The 18826-nt window shown below is 62.3% G+C and carries 16 protein-coding genes and 1 pseudogene; 4 read left to right on the top strand and 13 right to left on the bottom strand.

Annotation, left to right across the window (positions count from 1 at the left end; genetic code table 11):
• A pseudogene (gene sdhB / locus CFE42_RS19645) lies at positions 1-170 on the top strand (succinate dehydrogenase iron-sulfur subunit); the annotation flags it as partial.
• A 150-nt stretch (positions 171-320) separates the two neighbouring features.
• Here the strand turns inward: sdhB and CFE42_RS19650 are convergent.
• The 3 genes from CFE42_RS19650 to CFE42_RS19660 all read right to left on the bottom strand — a co-directional run bounded on the left by CFE42_RS19650 (position 321) and on the right by CFE42_RS19660 (position 2408).
• The gene (locus CFE42_RS19650) at positions 321-1052 is read right to left on the bottom strand and encodes an anti-sigma factor (protein WP_004634145.1); all 732 of its coding nucleotides are present in this window, start codon (positions 1050-1052) and stop codon (positions 321-323) included.
• On the bottom strand, positions 1049-1633 hold the full coding sequence (locus CFE42_RS19655) for a sigma-70 family RNA polymerase sigma factor (RefSeq protein ID WP_238563837.1): 585 nt from the start codon (positions 1631-1633) through the stop codon (positions 1049-1051). Before CFE42_RS19655 ends, CFE42_RS19650 begins: the two co-directional genes overlap by 4 nt.
• A gap of 190 nt (positions 1634-1823) precedes the next feature.
• Positions 1824-2408, bottom strand: coding sequence for a fasciclin domain-containing protein (locus CFE42_RS19660; protein ID WP_004634140.1), 585 nt, complete (start codon positions 2406-2408; stop codon positions 1824-1826).
• 505 nt (positions 2409-2913) lie between these two features.
• On the opposite strand from CFE42_RS19660, the gene CFE42_RS19665 reads away from it, so the two are divergent.
• From CFE42_RS19665 to CFE42_RS19675, 3 genes are all read left to right on the top strand, one after another.
• Positions 2914-3495: a hypothetical protein gene (locus tag CFE42_RS19665; RefSeq protein WP_004634138.1), complete on the top strand. Its 582-nt coding sequence runs from the start codon at positions 2914-2916 to the stop codon at positions 3493-3495.
• A gap of 14 nt (positions 3496-3509) precedes the next feature.
• A complete protein-coding gene (locus tag CFE42_RS19670; protein WP_238563836.1) occupies positions 3510-4178 on the top strand; it encodes a hypothetical protein in 669 nt (222 codons plus the stop codon).
• 395 nt (positions 4179-4573) lie between these two features.
• On the top strand, positions 4574-4912 hold the full coding sequence (locus tag CFE42_RS19675; RefSeq protein WP_296159188.1) for a hypothetical protein: 339 nt from the start codon (positions 4574-4576) through the stop codon (positions 4910-4912).
• A gap of 122 nt (positions 4913-5034) precedes the next feature.
• Here the strand turns inward: CFE42_RS19675 and CFE42_RS19680 are convergent, their stop codons facing one another.
• The 10 genes from CFE42_RS19680 to CFE42_RS19725 all read right to left on the bottom strand — a co-directional run bounded on the left by CFE42_RS19680 (position 5035) and on the right by CFE42_RS19725 (position 18820).
• On the bottom strand, positions 5035-6210 hold the full coding sequence (locus CFE42_RS19680; RefSeq protein WP_004634133.1) for an HlyD family efflux transporter periplasmic adaptor subunit: 1176 nt from the start codon (positions 6208-6210) through the stop codon (positions 5035-5037).
• On the bottom strand, positions 6207-8576 hold the full coding sequence (locus CFE42_RS19685) for an ABC transporter permease (protein ID WP_004634132.1): 2370 nt from the start codon (positions 8574-8576) through the stop codon (positions 6207-6209). Before CFE42_RS19685 ends, CFE42_RS19680 begins: the two co-directional genes overlap by 4 nt.
• Entirely contained in the window at positions 8570-9274 is a 705-nt protein-coding gene (locus tag CFE42_RS19690) for an ABC transporter ATP-binding protein (RefSeq protein ID WP_004634131.1), read from the bottom strand. Before CFE42_RS19690 ends, CFE42_RS19685 begins: the two co-directional genes overlap by 7 nt.
• A gap of 14 nt (positions 9275-9288) precedes the next feature.
• Positions 9289-9579: a hypothetical protein gene (locus CFE42_RS19695; protein WP_004634129.1), complete on the bottom strand. Its 291-nt coding sequence runs from the start codon at positions 9577-9579 to the stop codon at positions 9289-9291.
• 233 nt (positions 9580-9812) lie between these two features.
• Positions 9813-10457 (bottom strand): hypothetical protein, encoded by a 645-nt coding sequence (locus tag CFE42_RS19700; RefSeq protein ID WP_004634127.1) that lies wholly within the window; start codon positions 10455-10457, stop codon positions 9813-9815.
• Between the two features lie 5 nt (positions 10458-10462).
• Complete coding sequence (locus tag CFE42_RS19705; RefSeq protein ID WP_004634125.1) at positions 10463-12754, bottom strand: heavy metal translocating P-type ATPase; 2292 nt, start codon at positions 12752-12754, stop codon at positions 10463-10465.
• 35 nt (positions 12755-12789) lie between these two features.
• Positions 12790-13314 (bottom strand): cytochrome b, encoded by a 525-nt coding sequence (locus tag CFE42_RS19710; RefSeq protein ID WP_004634123.1) that lies wholly within the window; start codon positions 13312-13314, stop codon positions 12790-12792.
• A gap of 45 nt (positions 13315-13359) precedes the next feature.
• Positions 13360-14625 carry a TolC family protein gene (locus tag CFE42_RS19715; RefSeq protein WP_004634121.1) on the bottom strand — a complete coding sequence of 422 codons (1266 nt, stop codon included), beginning with the start codon at positions 14623-14625 and terminating at the stop codon, positions 13360-13362.
• Positions 14622-17735, bottom strand: coding sequence for a CusA/CzcA family heavy metal efflux RND transporter (locus tag CFE42_RS19720; protein WP_004634118.1), 3114 nt, complete (start codon positions 17733-17735; stop codon positions 14622-14624). Before CFE42_RS19720 ends, CFE42_RS19715 begins: the two co-directional genes overlap by 4 nt.
• Positions 17735-18820, bottom strand: a complete 1086-nt coding sequence (locus CFE42_RS19725) for an efflux RND transporter periplasmic adaptor subunit (protein ID WP_004634117.1) — start codon at positions 18818-18820, stop codon at positions 17735-17737. Before CFE42_RS19725 ends, CFE42_RS19720 begins: the two co-directional genes overlap by 1 nt.
• Between the last annotated feature and the right edge of the window lie 6 nt (positions 18821-18826).

Consider the following 18826-nt stretch of genomic DNA (forward strand, 5'->3'; position numbering starts at 1 on the left):
CCGACAGCCGCGACCAGGCCACCAGCGAACGTCTGGACAATCTGGAAGATCCGTACCGCCTGTTCCGCTGCCACACCATCATGAATTGCGTCGATGTGTGCCCGAAGGGTCTGAACCCCACCAAGGCTATCGGCAAGATCAAGGAATTGATGGTGCGCCGCGCGGTGTAAGGAGGCCGGCGCTCACGGCGGCCTTGTATAGGCGTAAATGCGACAGTAGCGCGAAGGGAGGTTACATGACTGCGACGTTGCTCGGCACTTCAAACAGTGTCGAGCTGAGCTGCAGCAATGAAGTTACTCACGCAGAGATAGACGATCTCACTACGTCTCATGCATCGCGCCCTTGCCCACCACAGGACCCGTCGCTTGGCCCGTCGGAGAGCCTCCTTTGGGCTCTACCGAAACAGCCAAAGCTGAACGGGCATTGAGTTTGGCGGCATTTTCCTTCGACAACACAATTGAAGTTGAGCGATTGGAGGGGAAGACTCCCAACGAGATCGGTTTGCTATTTTCTGGAATCAGCCAGAGCTCAGTCGAAGCGCTGTCCGAGACCTGAAATGCGACAGCCGGCACGACGATGATCTCGCGCTTTGCTTTATCGACGGTCGCGGTCCAATGCGGCACGCCATCGTCATCTGCAATCGCCGCCGCAGCATAAGCTGACTTCAAACCAGACGGCGCCTCAGTGGGCGCTGCGAGGAAAAGATTCACCGCGACGACAGCAACCATTGCAAACGTCGTTGCAAGCGCCAACGTGCGCCAGAACCGAATGCTGTTCCAAAAACGCCGCATCTGTGCCCCTGCTGGCAGAGTCGTAGGCGCGCCAGTTCGCTCTACAAGCCCCAGATCGGCCTCGATTCGCCTCCACACGCGCGCAGGTGGCTGCCTGGAAGTGACGGCTTCACCAAGGGGAGAAAGACGAGACTCCCAAGCATCGACTGCTGCCTGTAGGGCTGCATCTTCATGCAGTGCACGCTCCACGGCGCTGCGCTCCCCGGTGTCCAACAAACCGAGAACGTATTCAGCGCATTCCAGATCACGATCTGGCGTCATGACTGCTGCTCCAGACACATCTTCAGTTGCAGCAGGCTGCGTCGCACCCAACTTTTCATCGTACCGACCGGCACGCTCAGACGCGCTGCGAGTTCAGCGTAAGTCGCCCCTGTATAGAACGCTTCCACGATCACACCACGCTGGCGACCCTCCAGCTTGCGAATGCAACTCTCCAGGCGTCGATGCTCCTGGCTCATGTCCGCCACTTCTGATGGCGTTGCCCGTTCATCGACGATCTGGCCCCAGTCCGCCTCGTCACCGGTGGTCTCGCGCGATTGCCGAAGACGATCGATCGACTTGTTCCTCGCCAGCGAGATCAGCCATGTCATGGCGGTCCCCCGATGAGGATCGAATTGGTCGGCGCGTTGCCAGATGGCGACATAGATATCCTGCAGCACGTCTTCGGCTTCACCTGAGCTGCGCAGGATTCCGTACGCCAACGAATAGAGTTTGGGAGAAGTTAGCGTGTAGAGCTCTGCGAACGCTGATTTACTTCCTTCGCCAGTTTGCTTGAGCAACTCAACGAGCCGTTCCCGAACGGCTTCCTGGCGCGCTGATATCGTGCCCTCGGCTTCGGGCAAAGATGCTCCGACAACGTGCATATGATTTCGCGTGCCTCGGTTGCCCATGACGGGATGTGGCAAAGGTATACCACCGGCGTTGTTCCCGCAACGAACGTCTTGAGCGTAGCGAAGTTGGGATGACATTGCCTTTCCTCTCGTCATAGTCCGAGCGCGCGAGGGCACTCGCCCCCGCGCTTCACGGGAAGGATTACGGCATCAATACCTTGTCCACGACGTGAATCACGCCGTTCGACTGGTACACGTTGCCGATGGTGACCATGGCGACCCCGCCCTTGTCGTCGGTGACGGTCAGATGGTCGCCCTTCTGCATGACGGTGAGCGGATCACCTTCGACGGTTTTGAGCATCGCCTTGCCGCCGCCATCGGCGACGGCCTTCATCAGGTCTTGTGCTGTGAGCCGGCCGGGCACCACGTGATAGGTCAACACCTTGACCAAGGTCGGCTTGCTTTCAGGCTTGAGCAACTTATCGACCGTACCGGCGGGCAGCGCCGCAAAGGCTTCGTTGGTCGGTGCAAATACGGTGAATGGGCCTGCCCCGGACAGCGTATCGACCAAGCCGCCTGCCTTCACGGCAGCAACAAGCGTGGTGTGATCCTTCGAATTGACCGCATTTTGAATAATGTTCTTGGACGGATACATCGGAGCGCCGCCCACCATGGTGGTCGCTTCGCTATCGCCCATTGCGGCCGCCGCTACGGACGCATAGCCGCCAGAAATGATTGCGAAAGAAACCAGAACACCAGACAACCCTGCGAGTTGATACCGTTTCATCGTTGACCTCTATCGTGGCGCTTCGCAATGTGGAAGCAACCGATATACGAGCCCAACCGGCTATCGGATGCACAAACAGATCGTGCGACAACGCATTGGCAGTTCACAGAATTGAGTTGGCTTTGCATCAGAAAGATCGTCGATATCCTCCGAGCCGATGGTTGCCGACGCTCAGAGCGTCGTGCGGTCGCAGATTGGGGTTGTTGATCGCGGCTATGCTCGCAGAACTGGAGGGGGACGCTACATGAACGCCGGCTACCGTGCTGATGGCGGATCGGCGCACGCTGGCAGAACAGCGGGGTCTGTGTTGGTCGCTGCCGCTAGAGCCGGATCGACGTGTGGCCAAGGGTCACGCCTGGAACGCGTGGAGCGCATGAATGGGGTGCTGGCTTGATCCATTCTGCATCCGAAATCGCCTGGCAGACGTATATCAAAACAGCGCTGCGCAGCCCTTGAGATAAACCGCGCAGTGCCCGATCCATACCCTGCCAAAGGAGATTGACCCATGAAGCGAGCACTGCTACTGGTTTTGACCTTGACTACCGCAACCTTGAGTGCATGCGGAGGGGGCGATGACACGCCCATGGCGATGGCATCAACGGCGTCGACAGCACAATTTCCCCAAAACGCCGACATGTGGGCCGGGCTTGGTGGAGATGCCAGCGCACCGGCCGCCATTTCAAAGGTGGTCGACGATGCGGTGTCCGGACTGCTTGCGGACCCCAAAGAAGCACCGTACTTCGCAAACATCGGTAAGCCGGGACACGATACGGTCGGACGTCTCAAAGCCTGCCTGAACCTCCAGTTCAAAGCGCTGTTTGGGGGCCCCTTCAGCTACCCGGGGCAAGTCGCGGCGGATGGCACTACCGTGATGTGTGACGACATGGCCACTGCACACTCTGACGTTGGCATCCCTGGCTGTGTGTTCGATCAGTTCATCACCGATGCCGCCGCTGTCATGAAGACCGATGGCGTTCCGGATGGCTACATCTCTCGCGTAGCACCCGTGCTCACCGGCCTCAAGTCGACCATCGTGTCGACCATGCCTCAGTATCTGGGCCCTAACACCGCCCAGAACTGCAAGTGAGCCCGCGAAGCGGGTTGCGCCGCTACGCACTGCCCAGCATTGCAGCCTTTACGGTTGCAATCGGTCTGGTCGGTGCAATGCACTTGAAGGCGGCTCGTCCTGTGCTCGCGATGCTTGGCGTTCCGTGCCCCGTCGACAACACCACTGCGGAGCAAGTCAGCGCGCTGCGCGCCAGCGGACTAGCGCACCTCCGGGCTGTGAAGTTCGCGCCAGCTCGCCCCGTCCCCGGCGGGTTCGTACTGGATGCCACGACCCCCGAGGAGGCCCGCCAGTGGGCACACGAAAATCGCATAGCCTGTGAAGATGTCAAGCACGGCTACAGCTATCTTCGTTGTCGCGGCGTCGACGCCAATAAGCTCGGTCTTGCCGGTCCGCCCGTCAGCGAGTTATGGCTCAGCTTCGGTCCAAATGGCCATCTGATCGGTGTGGACGTCTACCGGCGGGGTATGAGCGCCAACGACACAACCGCCGCCTGGGACGGCGCTAGTTATGCGCTGCGAGATGTGCTCGGTGTGCCAACGTCGACAATGGGTGATGCATCGCCAGCGGTACTGGGCGGATCGCCACTGCAGACCGCACGTTTGCAGTGGCGATTTTCCGACTACGTGGCAATCGTCACCGCGAGCAACCTGCCTTACGCCGGGCTGGCGGTCCGGGAACAGTACATGTCGTCTCGCCTTTGATTTGAATTGACTCTGCAATACCTTGGGGCCGGCAAATTCGCCGGCCTCCACTTAAGTAACTGCGTGCGCATGAACGGCTGAACAGCGCATCAGCCAGGCTTGTGCGACTTTTGTATGGTCCCCGCCGAATCCACGCCACCTGCCCCAACCTCCCTCCTCCACAGACCAAGCCGCAGCGCTTGACATGCATCAATGGCCGATTGTGGCGAGCCTCTACATTGGCAGACAGTGCGGGTATCCGCCGCACATCACACGCAAGGTCGCTCATCATGGCAAACAGTCGACGTACCCTCATCGCAACCGCCTCGACCGCGCTACTGCTCGCGTGGAGTTGTGCTGCGCCCGCCGCCGGCCCATCCAAGGAGAAGAAGGCATCGCCGCCAGCCGCGACGACTGTGCAGCAAGGCAATGCAGACTTTGACGCGCAGATTGCCCATCTGCGCGCCATCAGGGAACGCATGGCACGTGCCGATACCCCAGAAGAACGACAGGCGCTGATGAACGAGCGCATGAGGGTCATGCAAGACATGATGGCCGGCATGCGACAGATGGGCGACAGGCAACCGGCGACAAGAAGAGGCCAAGCCACTCAGATGGCCACGTGTCGGGGCATGATGGAACGGAACACCGCCGTGATGCAGGAGATGATGCAAATGATGATGGACGATCAGGGCACGGGAATGGGCATGGGCCGCGGAATGGGTCCGGGTACGGGCGGCATGATGCAGAAGTAGATTCGGCAGGCCAGCTTGCTGCTGTCTCCCATGACCGCGACGCTCGCGATGAGCGTGAGTTCGGTTTCGGCGGTATCCAATGCGCTGCGTCTGCGCCGCGTAAGCATCTAGCCTCCGTGCAATCAGCGGGCGTTCAGGGGGCGCACGCTCATGCTGTCACTGAGCGTGGTCGGAGGATAGACGACCACGGTGTCGTGGTCCTGAAGCCCATCGAGCACCTGGGCTTCCTCCGCGTTGCGCTGTCCGATCTGAATGATTCGCTGTACAGCTTTTCCGCTCTTAACGATAAACGTGCACCAGTTACCGCCGCAGCGGAATAACGCGCCAATCGGCAGCTTCAGTACGTCGGGTTGTTCCCAGATGACGATGCGGCCTTGTACGCGGTACCCATCATTCAACCTGCCTGGCGGGTCGACAAGATCCGCCACAATATGGACGCGCTGTTCTTCAACCCCGAGCGCCGACACCTTGGTAAACGCCCCTGGACCTACTGTCCGGACCGTGGCGTTGACGGCCAACGGACCGCCCCACTCCACTACCGATACGCGCATGCCAGGACTGATCTTGACCGCATCGGTCGATAGCACGTCGACGACGAGTTCGTAGCGCGATGGGTCGGCCAGAAGCATCAGGGCCGCGCCTGCAAGCACCACGCGCTCACTTTGTTGCTCGATGCGCAACAGAACGGTATTGGTCGGGGCACGAACTTCAACGGGTTGCCCGGCTTCCAACGCCTTCAAATTTGCCATGGCGACACGAACGTCGGCGGCGGCGGACGTTTCTCTTGCGCGTGCTGCTGTCAGATCGCTGGCACTTGAGGCAGCCATGGTCCGCATCTGCTCCACTTCCTGCCTGGACATGGCACCGCTGCTCAAAAGCGTTTCGCCCCGGTCCAAGTTTCGGCGCGCTTGGTCGTAGTCTGCCCGCGCATGCGCGGCCCGCGCCTGGGCCTCACTGAAAATTGCCTCTGCCGCATCAACACGTGCGCGTTGGGCCGCTCGTTCTCCCGGAGTCATCGGCACCGGCACCAGAACGGCGATCACCTGCGCTGCCTTAATCTGATCGCCTTCATGCAGTTCAACGCGAAGCAGTCGGCCTGTGATGGGCGCAGTGATGACGTAACGATCATGCGCACGGATTTCGCCGTCTTCATCGATCGTGACTTGAAGCGGCCCACGGGTGACACGCCCTGTGTCCACGGCCGCAGGTACCGGCCAGAGTGCGTACGTGAGCGCCAATGCCAGCGCCAGCGCAGCACTTGCAAGTGCGAGCGTCTTTCGCAGGTCACCACGCTTCATGATTCTCTTGCCTTGAGCACTGCGACGATATCCAACCGTCTGATCTTGGCCGCCACCAGCAGCCCCGAACACACGACCGCGCCACCGGCTACAACGAATGCGTAAGCGAAGGTCGCGGCGTGAACCACGAGCGGAAGGCGGTACAAGTCGGTTGCCAGCCGAGTAGAGAGGAGACCGCACACGCAGTAGCCGAGCAGAAGTCCGGCTGGCAGCGCAATGGCGGTGAGCACAAACTGCTCCCCGAGCAGAATCCATGCGACTTCGGCCTGCGTGAACCCGAGCACGCGCAGGGAAGCCAACTGTTGAACACGTTCCGAGTAAGCGATGCGCATGCCGTTGAACGCCACACCAAACGCGATCACACAGGCAAAGGCGAAGTTGATGGACGTGGACAGACGAACGCTCTCGTCCATGATCTTGCGGAAGCTGGCGATGACGGACTGGCGAACCGCCACTGCATTCACCGCTGGCAGACGCTTGAGCGTCGCATACAGATGGGCAGCCGCATGCTGATCGACGGACAGCCTCGCACCTGACCAGTTTCCACTCTCCCCAAGCAGCTTTGCCAGTGCATGCTGGTCCATGTAGGCCGCGACGCCCACCAGATCTCCGGACAGCCGCATCAAGGTGACTTGCCTGGTTTGACGCTCTCCTTCAAGCACTTCGATCGTGATCGGATCACCAGGTCTTATGCCAAGCACGGCGGCGAGTCGGGCCGAAACCACCAAGCCGTCCGGGGGCATATGCAACGGTCTGCCCTCATCATCAATTAGCCTGTGCAGATCCGCCTTCTGAGCGATCCCACTCAGCGAGACGCGCCGAGACCGATACCCCGCGGATAGCTTGACCGGTACATCGCGGAACCCCTCGACCTTCAGCACGCCGGGCAGACGCTCTATTGCGTAGATGGCTCGGTGGGATAAGGGTTGAGAAAAGGCCACCGTCACATCCTGCCGCTCGATTTGCTGGAACTGGGTATCGAAAAGGAAATCGATTGAATCGAAGAAAAACCCGCCGACGACAAGAATCGCGCTTGCGCACGCAATGGCCAAAGAACCAAGGAGCGACTTGACTGGCTGGCGCGCGATATTGCGCGCAATCATTCGCCACACCACGCTCATTTGCCGGTAGATGCCCGCACGCTCTACCCAGCCCACTGAAAACGCTGGCGGAACGACCGCGCGAAGCGCCTCGACGGGCATCAATCTCATGGCTTTCGCAGTGCTCGCGATGGCACCGCCAACCGCCGTTCCAAAGCTAATGAAGAACGCCCAGGCCATCGTCGAAAAATCGGCGCGAAACTCGAGGTGGGCCAGCCGGTAGTACCGGGCGTAGAGGTCGGTTAGATATGTCCCTAACGCCAATCCCCCTCCAATACCGACAACGGTGCCTGCCGCAGCAACGACGCATCCGAGCTGCAGGTAATGCAAACCGACTGAAAGGTCACCGTATCCAAACGCCTTCATCAAGCCGATCTGTGAGCGCTGTGTGTCGATCAGTCGGGTCAGGACGTTCTGCAGCAGAAACATTGCGACCAGAAAAAAGATGGCTGGCACATAGGTGGCAGTCACGCGGTTCTGTGCGATCTCGTCGGTAATGAACCGATTCGATATTTGGTGATCGCGGCTGATTGTTCCAAGTCCGCCGTACGGCAACAACGTTCGATCGATTTGCGCGATGACGTGCGGCGCGGGCACGCTGCCATCGAGAGACAGCACGAGATCATTGAAAGCGCCATCCATGCGGAACGCTGCCGAAACCGCATTCACTCCCATCCAGACTACGCCGTAATGGCGGTTGTCCGGGAAAATGGAGCCCGCGCCTGCCTCGTAGACATACTCCGGCGAGATTGCAAGACCAACAATGTGCAGGCGCTTCCAGCGGCCGTTCAGGATGGCGCTGAAGTACTCGCCCGCTCGCAGGCTGTTGGCATCTGCGAAGGCCGCGCTGACCAACACCTCATCCTCTCTGCCCGGCGCAATGTATCGGCCGCTTTGAAGATGCAGCAGGTTGAGCGCGGGCCAACCGAGCTCCGGGATGGAAACGAGGCGCGCCATGGCTGGCTCGGAAAGGCCAGGTATGTCGACCGTGACATCTGACACTACGCGTGCGTCCACATGTGACACTCCAGGCAATCCAGCAACGCGCGAGGCAATCTCCAGTGGTGCGCGCTTCAGATGCACGAAGAGATCGGCAAAACGGTATGACGCGTAGTAGTCCTGCTGGGCGTTCAACAAAGCCAGATAGGTGCTGCGCATCGCGACAAACGTGGCGACACCACATCCGACAACGAGGACTGCCGCCAAGACCTGCGCCCGCATTTGCCAGAGGTCTCGCCAGAGTAGCCGGACAAGCATGCTCACCATGCCAGGTCTCCGACTCGGGCACGCTGCCCGTTTCGGCGGTGCTCGACAATGGTGCCGCTGCTCATACGAACGACACGATCCGCCATGTCGGCGATGACGGCGTTGTGCGTGACGATCACGATCAGGGTGCCGAACTCGCGGTTCACCTGTTCGAGCACCTCCAGCACCAGTTGCCCGGTCCGAAAATCCAGTGCGCCGGTCGGCTCATCGCACAGAAGGACATCTGGCCGTTTTGCGACCGCGCGGGCGATGGCAACGCGTTGCTGCTCACCACCCGACATCTGTGAGGGAAAGTTATCCGCAAGCGTCCCGATCCCGACCCTGTTCAGAGCCTCAGTGGGATCCAGCGGATGCTCCGCGATGTCCGTCACCAGTGCGACGTTCTCGCGGGCAGTCAGGCTTGGAATCAGGTTGTAGAACTGAAAGACGAATCCAACATGTTCCCGTCGGAAACGCGTCAGGCCCCGGTCTCCCGCGTGGGAAAGATCGTGGTCCCGATACACGATGGAACCGCTCGTTGGTGTATCCAGCCCGCCCATCAGGTTGAGTAGCGTGGATTTTCCGCTACCCGACGCCCCGAGCAGCACAACGATTTCACCCGGCCCGACTTCCAGGTCGACGTGTTCCAGAGCGCGCACGCTCACGCTCCCCATTGGGTAGACCTTGCTGACGGCCTGAATATTGAACACCGTTTCCACGACACACCGGGCTGCTAGGAGGGCGGGCGAGTGGGCCGCTCAGATGTTTGGTGCTGCGCTGAATGCGACGTCCAGCGTTCTGCAATCGCCCTCCCCACCTGCATGCCTGTCGCAATGGCAACATCCACAGAATCAAAATCCGGAGAGACGTGGTGGAAACGCTCCAGTTTCGGATACTCCAACGCGGCTTGTTTTGGCGAGCAGACAAAGCCGGTGTAGGCGTACTTGAATCCATCGCAACGCCCAACGACCACCAGAATATGAATGGAGCAGCCACGGTGCTGTTCAATTGCCCAGGCCGACATATCGATCTCCTGCAAGGCGCTCGGGGTCGTAGTGCATGCCTGACTGATCAAGCTCTGCCGCCCATGTCTTGGCATGGTTTGCCGGGCGAAGAAGAGAGGGGCAACGCACTGGTTCTTTCAGGCTACTTGTATTCGCCCGCAAGGCGTTGACGTACCTCAACCACTGCGGACGCGATCCCTGCGGGCCCAGCGTGTCGGCAATACGTCTCAGGCTCGTTGCCAATGCACCCTGCTCAGCGTTCGACCTTTGTCCGTGTGTCTTTGGCGGAAGATGCAATCGATTCCCGTCGCCGCCATCGCAGGTGCTTCGTTTGCAACAAGTGCTGCCAATCCAGTTTGGCAAACCCATAGACGAGCGCCAGAAACACGACCTGCGACACGACGAAGTACACACCCATATACGCCCCGTCGATCTCCGTTTCCACATCCAGATAACGGGCACCAATCTGGGCAATGCGCGTCCAGGTCAGGTAGCTTATCCAGCGGCCAACGAAGAACGGCAGGCCGATCAACCAAAGCCGCATCCCAGTCAAGCCGTAGGCTATGAAGATGTAGTTGGATGGGAACGGGCTGAAGGCATACGCGAGCATCAGCCCGACCGTCATACCTTTGCGGTCTTCCAGCCAGGCACGTACAACGTCGATGTTCTGACGATCCGCCTCGCGCATCCAGCGGTTGCGTACGAGCGTGCAGGATAGCCGCGCCAGAACCAGGCGGCCGAGGGTTGCTGCGCAAGCGGCAATGCCCGCAAGAAGCACCGGGTTGGCATCAGGCCGTGAGAAGCCCACCCATGACATCACCATCCATGTGGGCGGTGCGAAGGCCGGCATCACATTCAGCAGCAGGATGGTCGCGAACAATGCGAGCAGGTTTGTCATGACGATCAAGCCTCTCCTCCGAGCACATGGAACAGTTCGTCTTCTTGTGCGCAATGCAGCCGCAGAATGGCATCGAGCCCATACAGCAAGCGTTGCAGCTCTTGCGTCACAGCGGCATCGGGGCCGTCGGCGGAAACATCCGCCACGATCCGGCCCAACAGGTTCGTCACGCGGAATATCTCGCGATGCATGGCGCTCATTGCCGCCATCGGGTCGTCTCCTCCGAGCAGGCGGGCGACGTCCGGATAGAGCTGGGTATCGTCTCGGCGCTCATGTGGCACCAGGACGTCAGCCAAGGACTGGTTGAGCGACAGCAGCGCGCCTTTTGCGGCACTGCCTCCCATATGGGGCAGTGAGTCTGCGACCATGCGGATCCGGCTCAGAATGGGCTCCAGCTCCGCGTGTTCAGCCTTGAGGCGCTCGACGTCTGCGCAGACGAGTGAACGGGTCGCTTCATCTGGCGTGGGCAATAGCGCTCTCAACGCGCTGGCGATCGCTAATACATCGATGAGCTCCTGCAGCATGGCGCCCGCCAACGGTGGTAGATGGCCCAGCGCTGCGACAACCATGGCTGCCAGCGACAAAGACATGCCAATCATCACGCTCTGCAGTGCCACGCTGCGTGTACGGTGCGCTATTCGGACCGCGTCAACGAGCCGATCCAGGCGGTCGACCAACAAGACAATGTCTGCAGCTTCCGAAGAGGCCGCAGCGCCGCGCGCACCCATTGCCACGCCAATGTCCGCCGCGGCGAGCGCAGGTGCATCGTTGACGCCATCACCGACCATGATCACCTTGCCGTCGGCGCGGGCGCCCCGAATCACCGCGAGCTTGGCCGCTGGCGACAGGGCCGCATGGACCTCCGTCACCCCCAACATGGATCCAACCGATTCGGCAACATCTGCCCGATCCCCGGTCAACATCGCTTGCCGTTTGATGCCCTCTCGACGCAGGAGTCGGAGCGCACGAGGCGCCTCAAGGCGAACGCGGTCAATCAACTGCAATGCGCCCACGAGTTCACCATTGACGCCGACAAAGACAGCCGACGCACCGGCATAGCTCACGCGCTTGGCGAACGCTTCCACCCAGGACGGCTCGGCGGACGAGCCCAAGACATAAGGCAATGAGCCGATGGAGACGACATGCCCGTCAACGCGGCCGCAAACGCCAGCGCCCGGACTCTCGACAACCCCACTTGGCAGTCGCAGCTTTGCACCCTGTTCGCGCGCAGCCTTGGCGACGGCTTCTGCCGTGACGTGATTCGATGCCTGTGCGATTGATCCGGCCAGGCCCAGCACAACATCGGACGCGTAGTGCGGTGCGCATTCAACATCGACCAGTCGTGCAAATCCGCTGGTGAGCGTGCCAGTTTTATCGAAGAACAGCGTGTCGGCCAACGCCAGCCGCTCGAGCGCGCCGCCGCCTTTGACCAGCACGCCTCGCTTGGCACAACGCGACAGCCCTGAAACGATGGCGACGGGCACTGCCAGGATAAGCGGACACGGCGTAGCCACGACAAGCACGGCAAGACAACGCGCCGAATCACCCGTGAGAATCCAGCTTGCCCCAGCGAGGAGAACGGCGACGCCCCCAAAGGCAAAGGCGTACCGGTCAGCCAGCCTTACGGAAGGACTGCGCTCGGACTGCGCCGCACTGACTAGCCGGACAACGCCTGCAAACGTGCTCTTTTCGGCGGATGCACTCGCGATCATCTCGAAAGCGGCGCCCACATTCAGCACGCCGCTGCAAATGGCATCTGCCGTCAAACGATGGCGGGTGAGCGATTCTCCTGTCAACGTGGATTCATCGAGATCGGCAGGCCCGGACAAGGTGCCATCCACCGGCACGACTTCACCGTGCCGCACCAGCAACCGGTCACCCGCTTGCACCTTCTCCAGACTGACTTGGTGCCACTGCCCGTCGGCGAAGCGATTGGCCCGCTTGGGTGCATGGCCGAGCAACGCGGTCATCTCGCGCTGCGCACGCGCTTGCGCGAAGTCTTCCAATGTGCGCCCCGTCGCGAGCATCAACGCAATGACCGCTGCGACCAGCACCTCGCCGGACAGGAGCGCAAAGCTGATCGATATCACTGCCAGAACATCCACGCCGGCCTGCCGTCGCATCAGTGACCGAACAATCGTGACGACCAGGGTTAGCCAGTTTGGAACGACACCAATCAGCCAGAGTTGCCACGCCAGGACATCGGCACCGAGGTACCGTGCCCACAACCCGGCCGCCAGAGTCAGCGCCGACACGGCAAGCAATGCTACGTTGGCGAGCAAGCGCGTGGAGTGCATCATTGAGCCTCTTGTCGGCGCAGTTTTCATGTGCGCTAGATCATGCGGCGCAGCAGCCGATCCTTCAGGATGAATTCGTGCCAGAGCGCCGCGGCGGCATGCAGCCCCACCGCGATATAGACCAGCGTGGCGCCCGACTCATGCACCTCCTTGGCCAAGTGCGCCAACGTCTTGTCTTGTGCAACCGCCAGCGGCAGATCCAGCCCGAACGGTTGGATCGGCTTGCCACCCCAGGCCAGTGCCAACAGGCCCAGAACGGGCATCCCAACCATCAGTGTATAGAGCGCGCCATGCGTAACTCGTGCTGCAAGCTGCATCAGCGGTGTGCCCGGAACGGGAGGCGGGGCCTGCGTGGCCACCCGGGCCAATAGGCGCAACACCATCAAAGCGAGCAAGGAAAGCCCCGCCGTCTGGTGAATGATGAATAGCGCTGCGCGCTCGGCACTGCCTTTCGGGAAGAAATCCATGATTTCGATGGCCACGACGGCGATCAACACCGCCAGGACCACCAGCCAATGGAGCGCGCGCATGGTGAAGGAGTATTTCAGTTCGGATTGCATAGCGTTATCCAGGATGTGTTGAGTAAGAGGTCAAGCGGCAGCAGATCAATCGTCGAAGTCCCACATCCGATGCAGATCGAGCTGGAGACGGCTGTCTGCCTCCAGCAGGTCGACGCGGGCGAGCCTCTCGGCCAGTTGGGCCTCGGCCAGACTACGGCGCGCGGCCAATAGCTCAGTCAGGCCCGACTCCCCTGCGCGATACGCGCGCATTGCCCGGTCGGAAGCGCTTTTTTGCAGCGTAGCCGCTTCCATCTGCGCTTGCGCGCTCGCCCGCTTGCCTTGCAAGTTGCCATAGAGCACATCGAATTCGGCACCGAGCCGCCGCTCGGCACCCAGCCTGCGCCGTGCCGCCGTTTCTGCATCGGCAGCGGCCGCCACCGCCGTTGAGCGACGATGCGCAGAACCGATCGGCATGGCAACGCTCACACCCATGATGCGTTCGGCACCGCCGCGCTCCACCGTAACAAACATGCCGACGGTCGGGTCGGGCCGACGCTCCAGATCGGCGCGCTTGGCCATCTGCTGCGCCTGCGCCTCTTCTGCCATGGCAAGCCGGTATTCGTGACTGTCCTGGATGTACTGGGTACGCAGTCGGTCTGGTGGATCGTGTGGATCTCGTTGCAACGGGGGTAGCGCGGTATCGGCGCCGAACGCGGGATGGCCCAGCCCTGGAAACCGGGCTTGCAACTCCGCCTGCGCAGTCTGTTCCGCTGCCGCGGCTGTCGCCAGCATGGCTTGCGTGCGCGCGCGATCAGCTGCGGCCATTTCGGCATCCAGGCGTGAGGCATCGCCCACTTGAACCCTGCGGGCAGTCAGCGCCGCCAGATCGGCAGCTGCCTTGGCATTTTCCAGCGCGGCCAGGCGTGCCTGGCCTGCTCGTACGGCACCAAACCACAGAGTCAGAACCTGGCGCGATGCCTCATGGCGTGCGTCCTTGACGGCAAGCTGGCCCGCCTCGGCGGCCGCGTCGGCGAGCTGCGCATCGGCTTGCGCTTTGCCCCATAGCCGTAAGGGCCGCTCCACAGTGATCTGCCCTTCGGCATGGCGCTCGGAAGGGTCGCGCACCTGGCGGCGTTGGCCAATCGCACGCACCACGGTTTCCGCCGTGCCGGCGCGGACGCCTTCAGCCCGGGCCAGTACGGCATCGCGGCGGGCCTCCGCCGCCAGCACATCGGGCGACAGCGCGACGGCCTCGCGCACGGCGTTCTCGGATGGCAGATGGCTCGACGAACCTTGCGCTTGCGCTACGGCCGTCCAAAGCACCAGCGTGCCCGCTCCCGCCAATACGATGCGAAACAGATCCAACCTCATTGTGAATCTCCTTGCCCGGCAGCCGCACGCGGCCGAGGCAACCCAAAGCGTTCAAACAGCAGGGGCAGAAGAAGCAGCGTCAGCGCAGTCGAAGAGATCAGCCCACCTGACACGACGATCGCCAGCGGCCGCTGAATTTCTGACCCTGGCCCGCTGGCCAGCAGCAGCGGAATCATCCCCAGCGCGGTAATGCAGGCCGTCATCAGGACGGGCCGCAGGCGGTCTCGCACGCCGGCGCGTACGGCTTGCGCCATGCCCAGGCCGGACTCCAGCAGCGTGTTGAAGTGCGAGACCAGCACCACGCCGTTGAGCACCGCGATCCCGAGCAACGCGATGAAGCCCACGGAGGCGGGCACCGATAGGTATTCGCCCGATATCCGCAACGCAGCAATGCCGCCCACGAGCGCGAACGGAATGTTGGCGACCACCAGCACGGCCTGCCGCACCGAGCGAAACGTCAATATCAGCAAGAGGAAGATTGCGCCCAGGGCCAATGGAACAACCAGCGCAAGGCGCGCTGCGGCGCGTTGCTGGTTCTCAAACTGGCCGCCCCACACGACGCGCAATCCTTTTGGCAACGTGCCAATGCCGCCGACTGCTGCCTGGGCTTCTTGCACGAAGCCGGCCAGGTCCCGACCATCGACATTGGCCTGGATCACGGCAAACCGGGCGCCGTCTTCATGGTTGATGCGCACAGGCCCATCCACGCGCTCGATATGCGCCAGAGAGGTGAGCGGCCATGCTTTTCCGTCGGGTGCCGTCACCAGAAGGCTGGTCAGATTTTCGGGTGCCTGCCGCAAGCCTGCTCCGCCACGCAAGATCAACGGCGTGCGGACGATGCCCTCGGGCACCACGCCAATCCGGTCGCCCTCGATCAGCGCCCGCAGTTGCGCCTGCAGCGCGTCGCCGGAGAAGCCAGCCTGACCGACGGCCGCCCGGTCCAGCGACACCTTCAGGTACTGCACGCCGCTGTTGCTGGGCGCAATCACCTCTGCCGCACCCGGGATGGTGCGGACCTTGGCAGCGATGGCCTGCGCCGCTGCATCGATGGCGGCAAGGTCGCTGCCGAAGAGCTTGATGGCAACGTCGCCGCGTGTGCCGGTCAGCATCTCTGAGACACGCATCTCAATGGGCTGCGTGAAGCCGTAGATCACGCCCGGGAAGCGCTCCATGACGCGCCGGATGGCTACCGCGATGTCTTCCTTGCTACCGCGCCACTGATCCTTGGGCTTGAGCACCAGGAAGGTGTCGGTTTCGTTCAGGCCCATCGGGTCCAGCCCAAGATCATCCGAACCCGAGCGCGCGACGATCGAGCGTATTTCCGGCACCTCCTTGAGGAGCGCCTGCTGCACACGTTGATCCATGTCGAGCGACGCAGCGAGCGAAACAGACGGGGCCTTCTGCAACTGCACGATCAGATCGCCCTCGTCCATCGTCGGCATGAAGGTCTTGCCGACCGACATGTACAACACCACGGCCAGCGCCAATGCTGCCCCGGCCAGCCCGAACACCGTGCGGCGATGCGTTGTCGTCCATGCCTGGATTCGCGCGAAACCGCTCGCGACCTTCCGCATCAGCCAGGGCGGTTCATCCGCATGTGAAAGCAAGAGCAAGGAAGCGAGGGCCGGGACCACCGTAAAGGCAATCACCACGGACGAGGCCAGCGCCAGCACGATGGTCAGCGCCACCGGCCCGAAGAGCTTGCCCTCCAACCCTTGCAATGACAGCAGCGGCAGAAACACGATGGCAATGATCGACACGCCCGACAGCATGGGTACCGCTACCGTTGCCACTGCATGGCGGATGACCGCACCGCGCAGCGCCGGATCTGTCTTGTGGTCTTGCGCGCGCGCCATGGCCGTCTCGATGTTCTCGACCACGACGACGGCCGCATCGACGAGCATGCCCAGTGCAATGGCGAGCCCGCCAAGGCTCATCAGGTTGGCCGTCAGACCCACATAGCGCATCAGGAGAAAGGTCGCCAGCATCGACAGCGGCAGAGTGGCCGCCACGACCAGGGCTGCCCGCACCCCACCCAGGAACAAATACAGCGTAATGACGACCAGCACGCTGGCTTCAATCAACGCGCGAACCACGGTATTGGCCGCACGGGTGACCAGCTCGCCGCGGTTGTAGAAGACGTGGGTCGACATGCCCTTTGGCAACTGCGGGCCGAGCGCATCGAGCCGCGCCTGTACCGCCTCGACCAGCTTGCGGGCATCGCTGCCGCGCAGGCCCAGCACCAGTCCTTCAACCGCTTCGCCGTTGCCGTCTTTGCTGACAGCGCCGTTGCGGGTCGCCTCGCCCAGCCGCACGGTTGCCACATCGCCGACCGTGACCGCAGGCGCGGAAGATAGGCCCTGTGCCGGCACCACGACAATCGCACGCAGATCATCCAGCCCGCGCACGCCGCCTTCTACACGCACGACCCAATGCTCGTCGCCGCGATCCAGCCGCCCTGCTCCGTCGTTGCGGTTGTTGGCGTCCAGCGCCTGGCGCAATTGGTCAAGGGTGACAGCGCGTGCGCGCAACCGCGCCGGGTCCGGTGTCACCTCATAGCTGCGCACCTCGCCGCCGAGGGCGTTGACGTCGGCCACACCCGCCACGGTGCGCAGCGCTGGCCGGATCACCCAGTCCAGCACGCGGCGCCGCTCGGCCAAGGAATAGCCATCGCCCTCCACCGTGAACATGAACATCTCGCCCAGCGGCGTGGTGATGGGCGCCAGGCCGCCCACAGCCGTCGACGGCAGATCGCGCGCCAAGCCGGCCAGACGCTCTGATACCTGCTGGCGCGCCCAGTAGACGTCCACCCCCTCTTCAAAATCGACGGTCACATCGCTGATGCCGTATTTGGACACCGAGCGCACGATCGTCTTGTGCGGCAGGCCGAGCAGCTCCTGTTCGATCGGCGTCGAGACCCGCTGCTCGACCTCCTCAGGCGTCATGCCCGGCACCTTCAGCACAACCTTGACCTGTGTCGGCGAGATATCGGGAAACGCGTCGATCGGCAGGTTCAGATACGCCCAGACGCCGGCGGCAGCCAGCACACCGGCCGCGATCAGCACCAGCACGCGCTGGCGCAACGAAAACTCAATCAGGCGGGGCAACATCACTGCTCTCCCGCCAGCAAGCCCTTGAGCGCACCGACACCTGTCACCGCTACGCGCGTACCGGCTGGCAAGTTGGCACGGATGATGGCGATGGCGTCGTCTGTACTGGCGACAGTGACATCCTGGAAGCGGAAGCCCTTATCGGTCGCGACGAACACGCCTGGCACGCCCCGCACGTAGACCAACGCGGCCACAGGAACCCGCAGCAGGCCAGAGGCGCTTGCATCGGCCTGGCCGCGCAGCTTGAGCGTGACATTGACGCTCTCCCCGGCACGCAGGTCTCCACGCCGCTCCAGCGATGCGCGCACACGCACGCCTGCAGTGCCATCACCGGAGGGCGCAACACCAATGACCGAGCCCCCCGCGCCGCGTTGCGCGACCTCGACGCGGTCACCTGTGGCCGGCACCGGTATATCGCGGCCGACGAGCAGGTCCAGTTCCAGAGCGGCCGGGTCAACGATCCTGAAAAGGGGTGCCGCCGCTTCTACGCGCGCCCCCGGAACGGCGTTGACTTCGGACACCACACCGCCACGGCTGGCAACCAATTGCGCCTCACCAACCGGGCCGCTGAATGCGATGCCCGCGGAGGCCAGCTCTGCCCGCCTCGCCTTGACCATGGCGCCGGCTTCAGCGGCCCTCGCCTGCGTTGCCTGCCAACGGCTTGCAGCGATGATGCCGTCGTCATACAGCGCCTTGTCGCGTGCGAGCGATTGCTGCGCGAGCCGCGCCTGCGAGTTGGCTTCCGTCAGTGCGCGGCTGGTTTCGAAGAGCTGCGGGCTCAAAAAACCGGCCAGCGGCTGGCCCGCCCGGACGGTTTGCCCGACCGACACCAACACCCGGGGCACCATGCCCCCGTATGGGGCGGCCACCACATATTGCGCATCCGGCTTGAGAACGACACGCGCATGCGTGCCGACCTCCAGCCCTGAAGCAGCGGCGACTGGGCCGAAGCGCACGCCGAGGGAGCGCGCCTGCTCAGCCGATAGCGGCACCACTTGGGCGCCTGCTTGGGCAGCGGCCTGCTCAAGGGGAAACGCGATCAGCGCAATACACGCACTGGCCGCGACGATTCGTTTGAAAGACATGCCTGA

Origin of the sequence: Ralstonia sp. PBBBR1 (assembly GCF_002256165.1) — a bacterium.
Classification (GTDB): Bacteria; Pseudomonadota; Gammaproteobacteria; order Burkholderiales; family Burkholderiaceae; genus Ralstonia; species Ralstonia thomasii.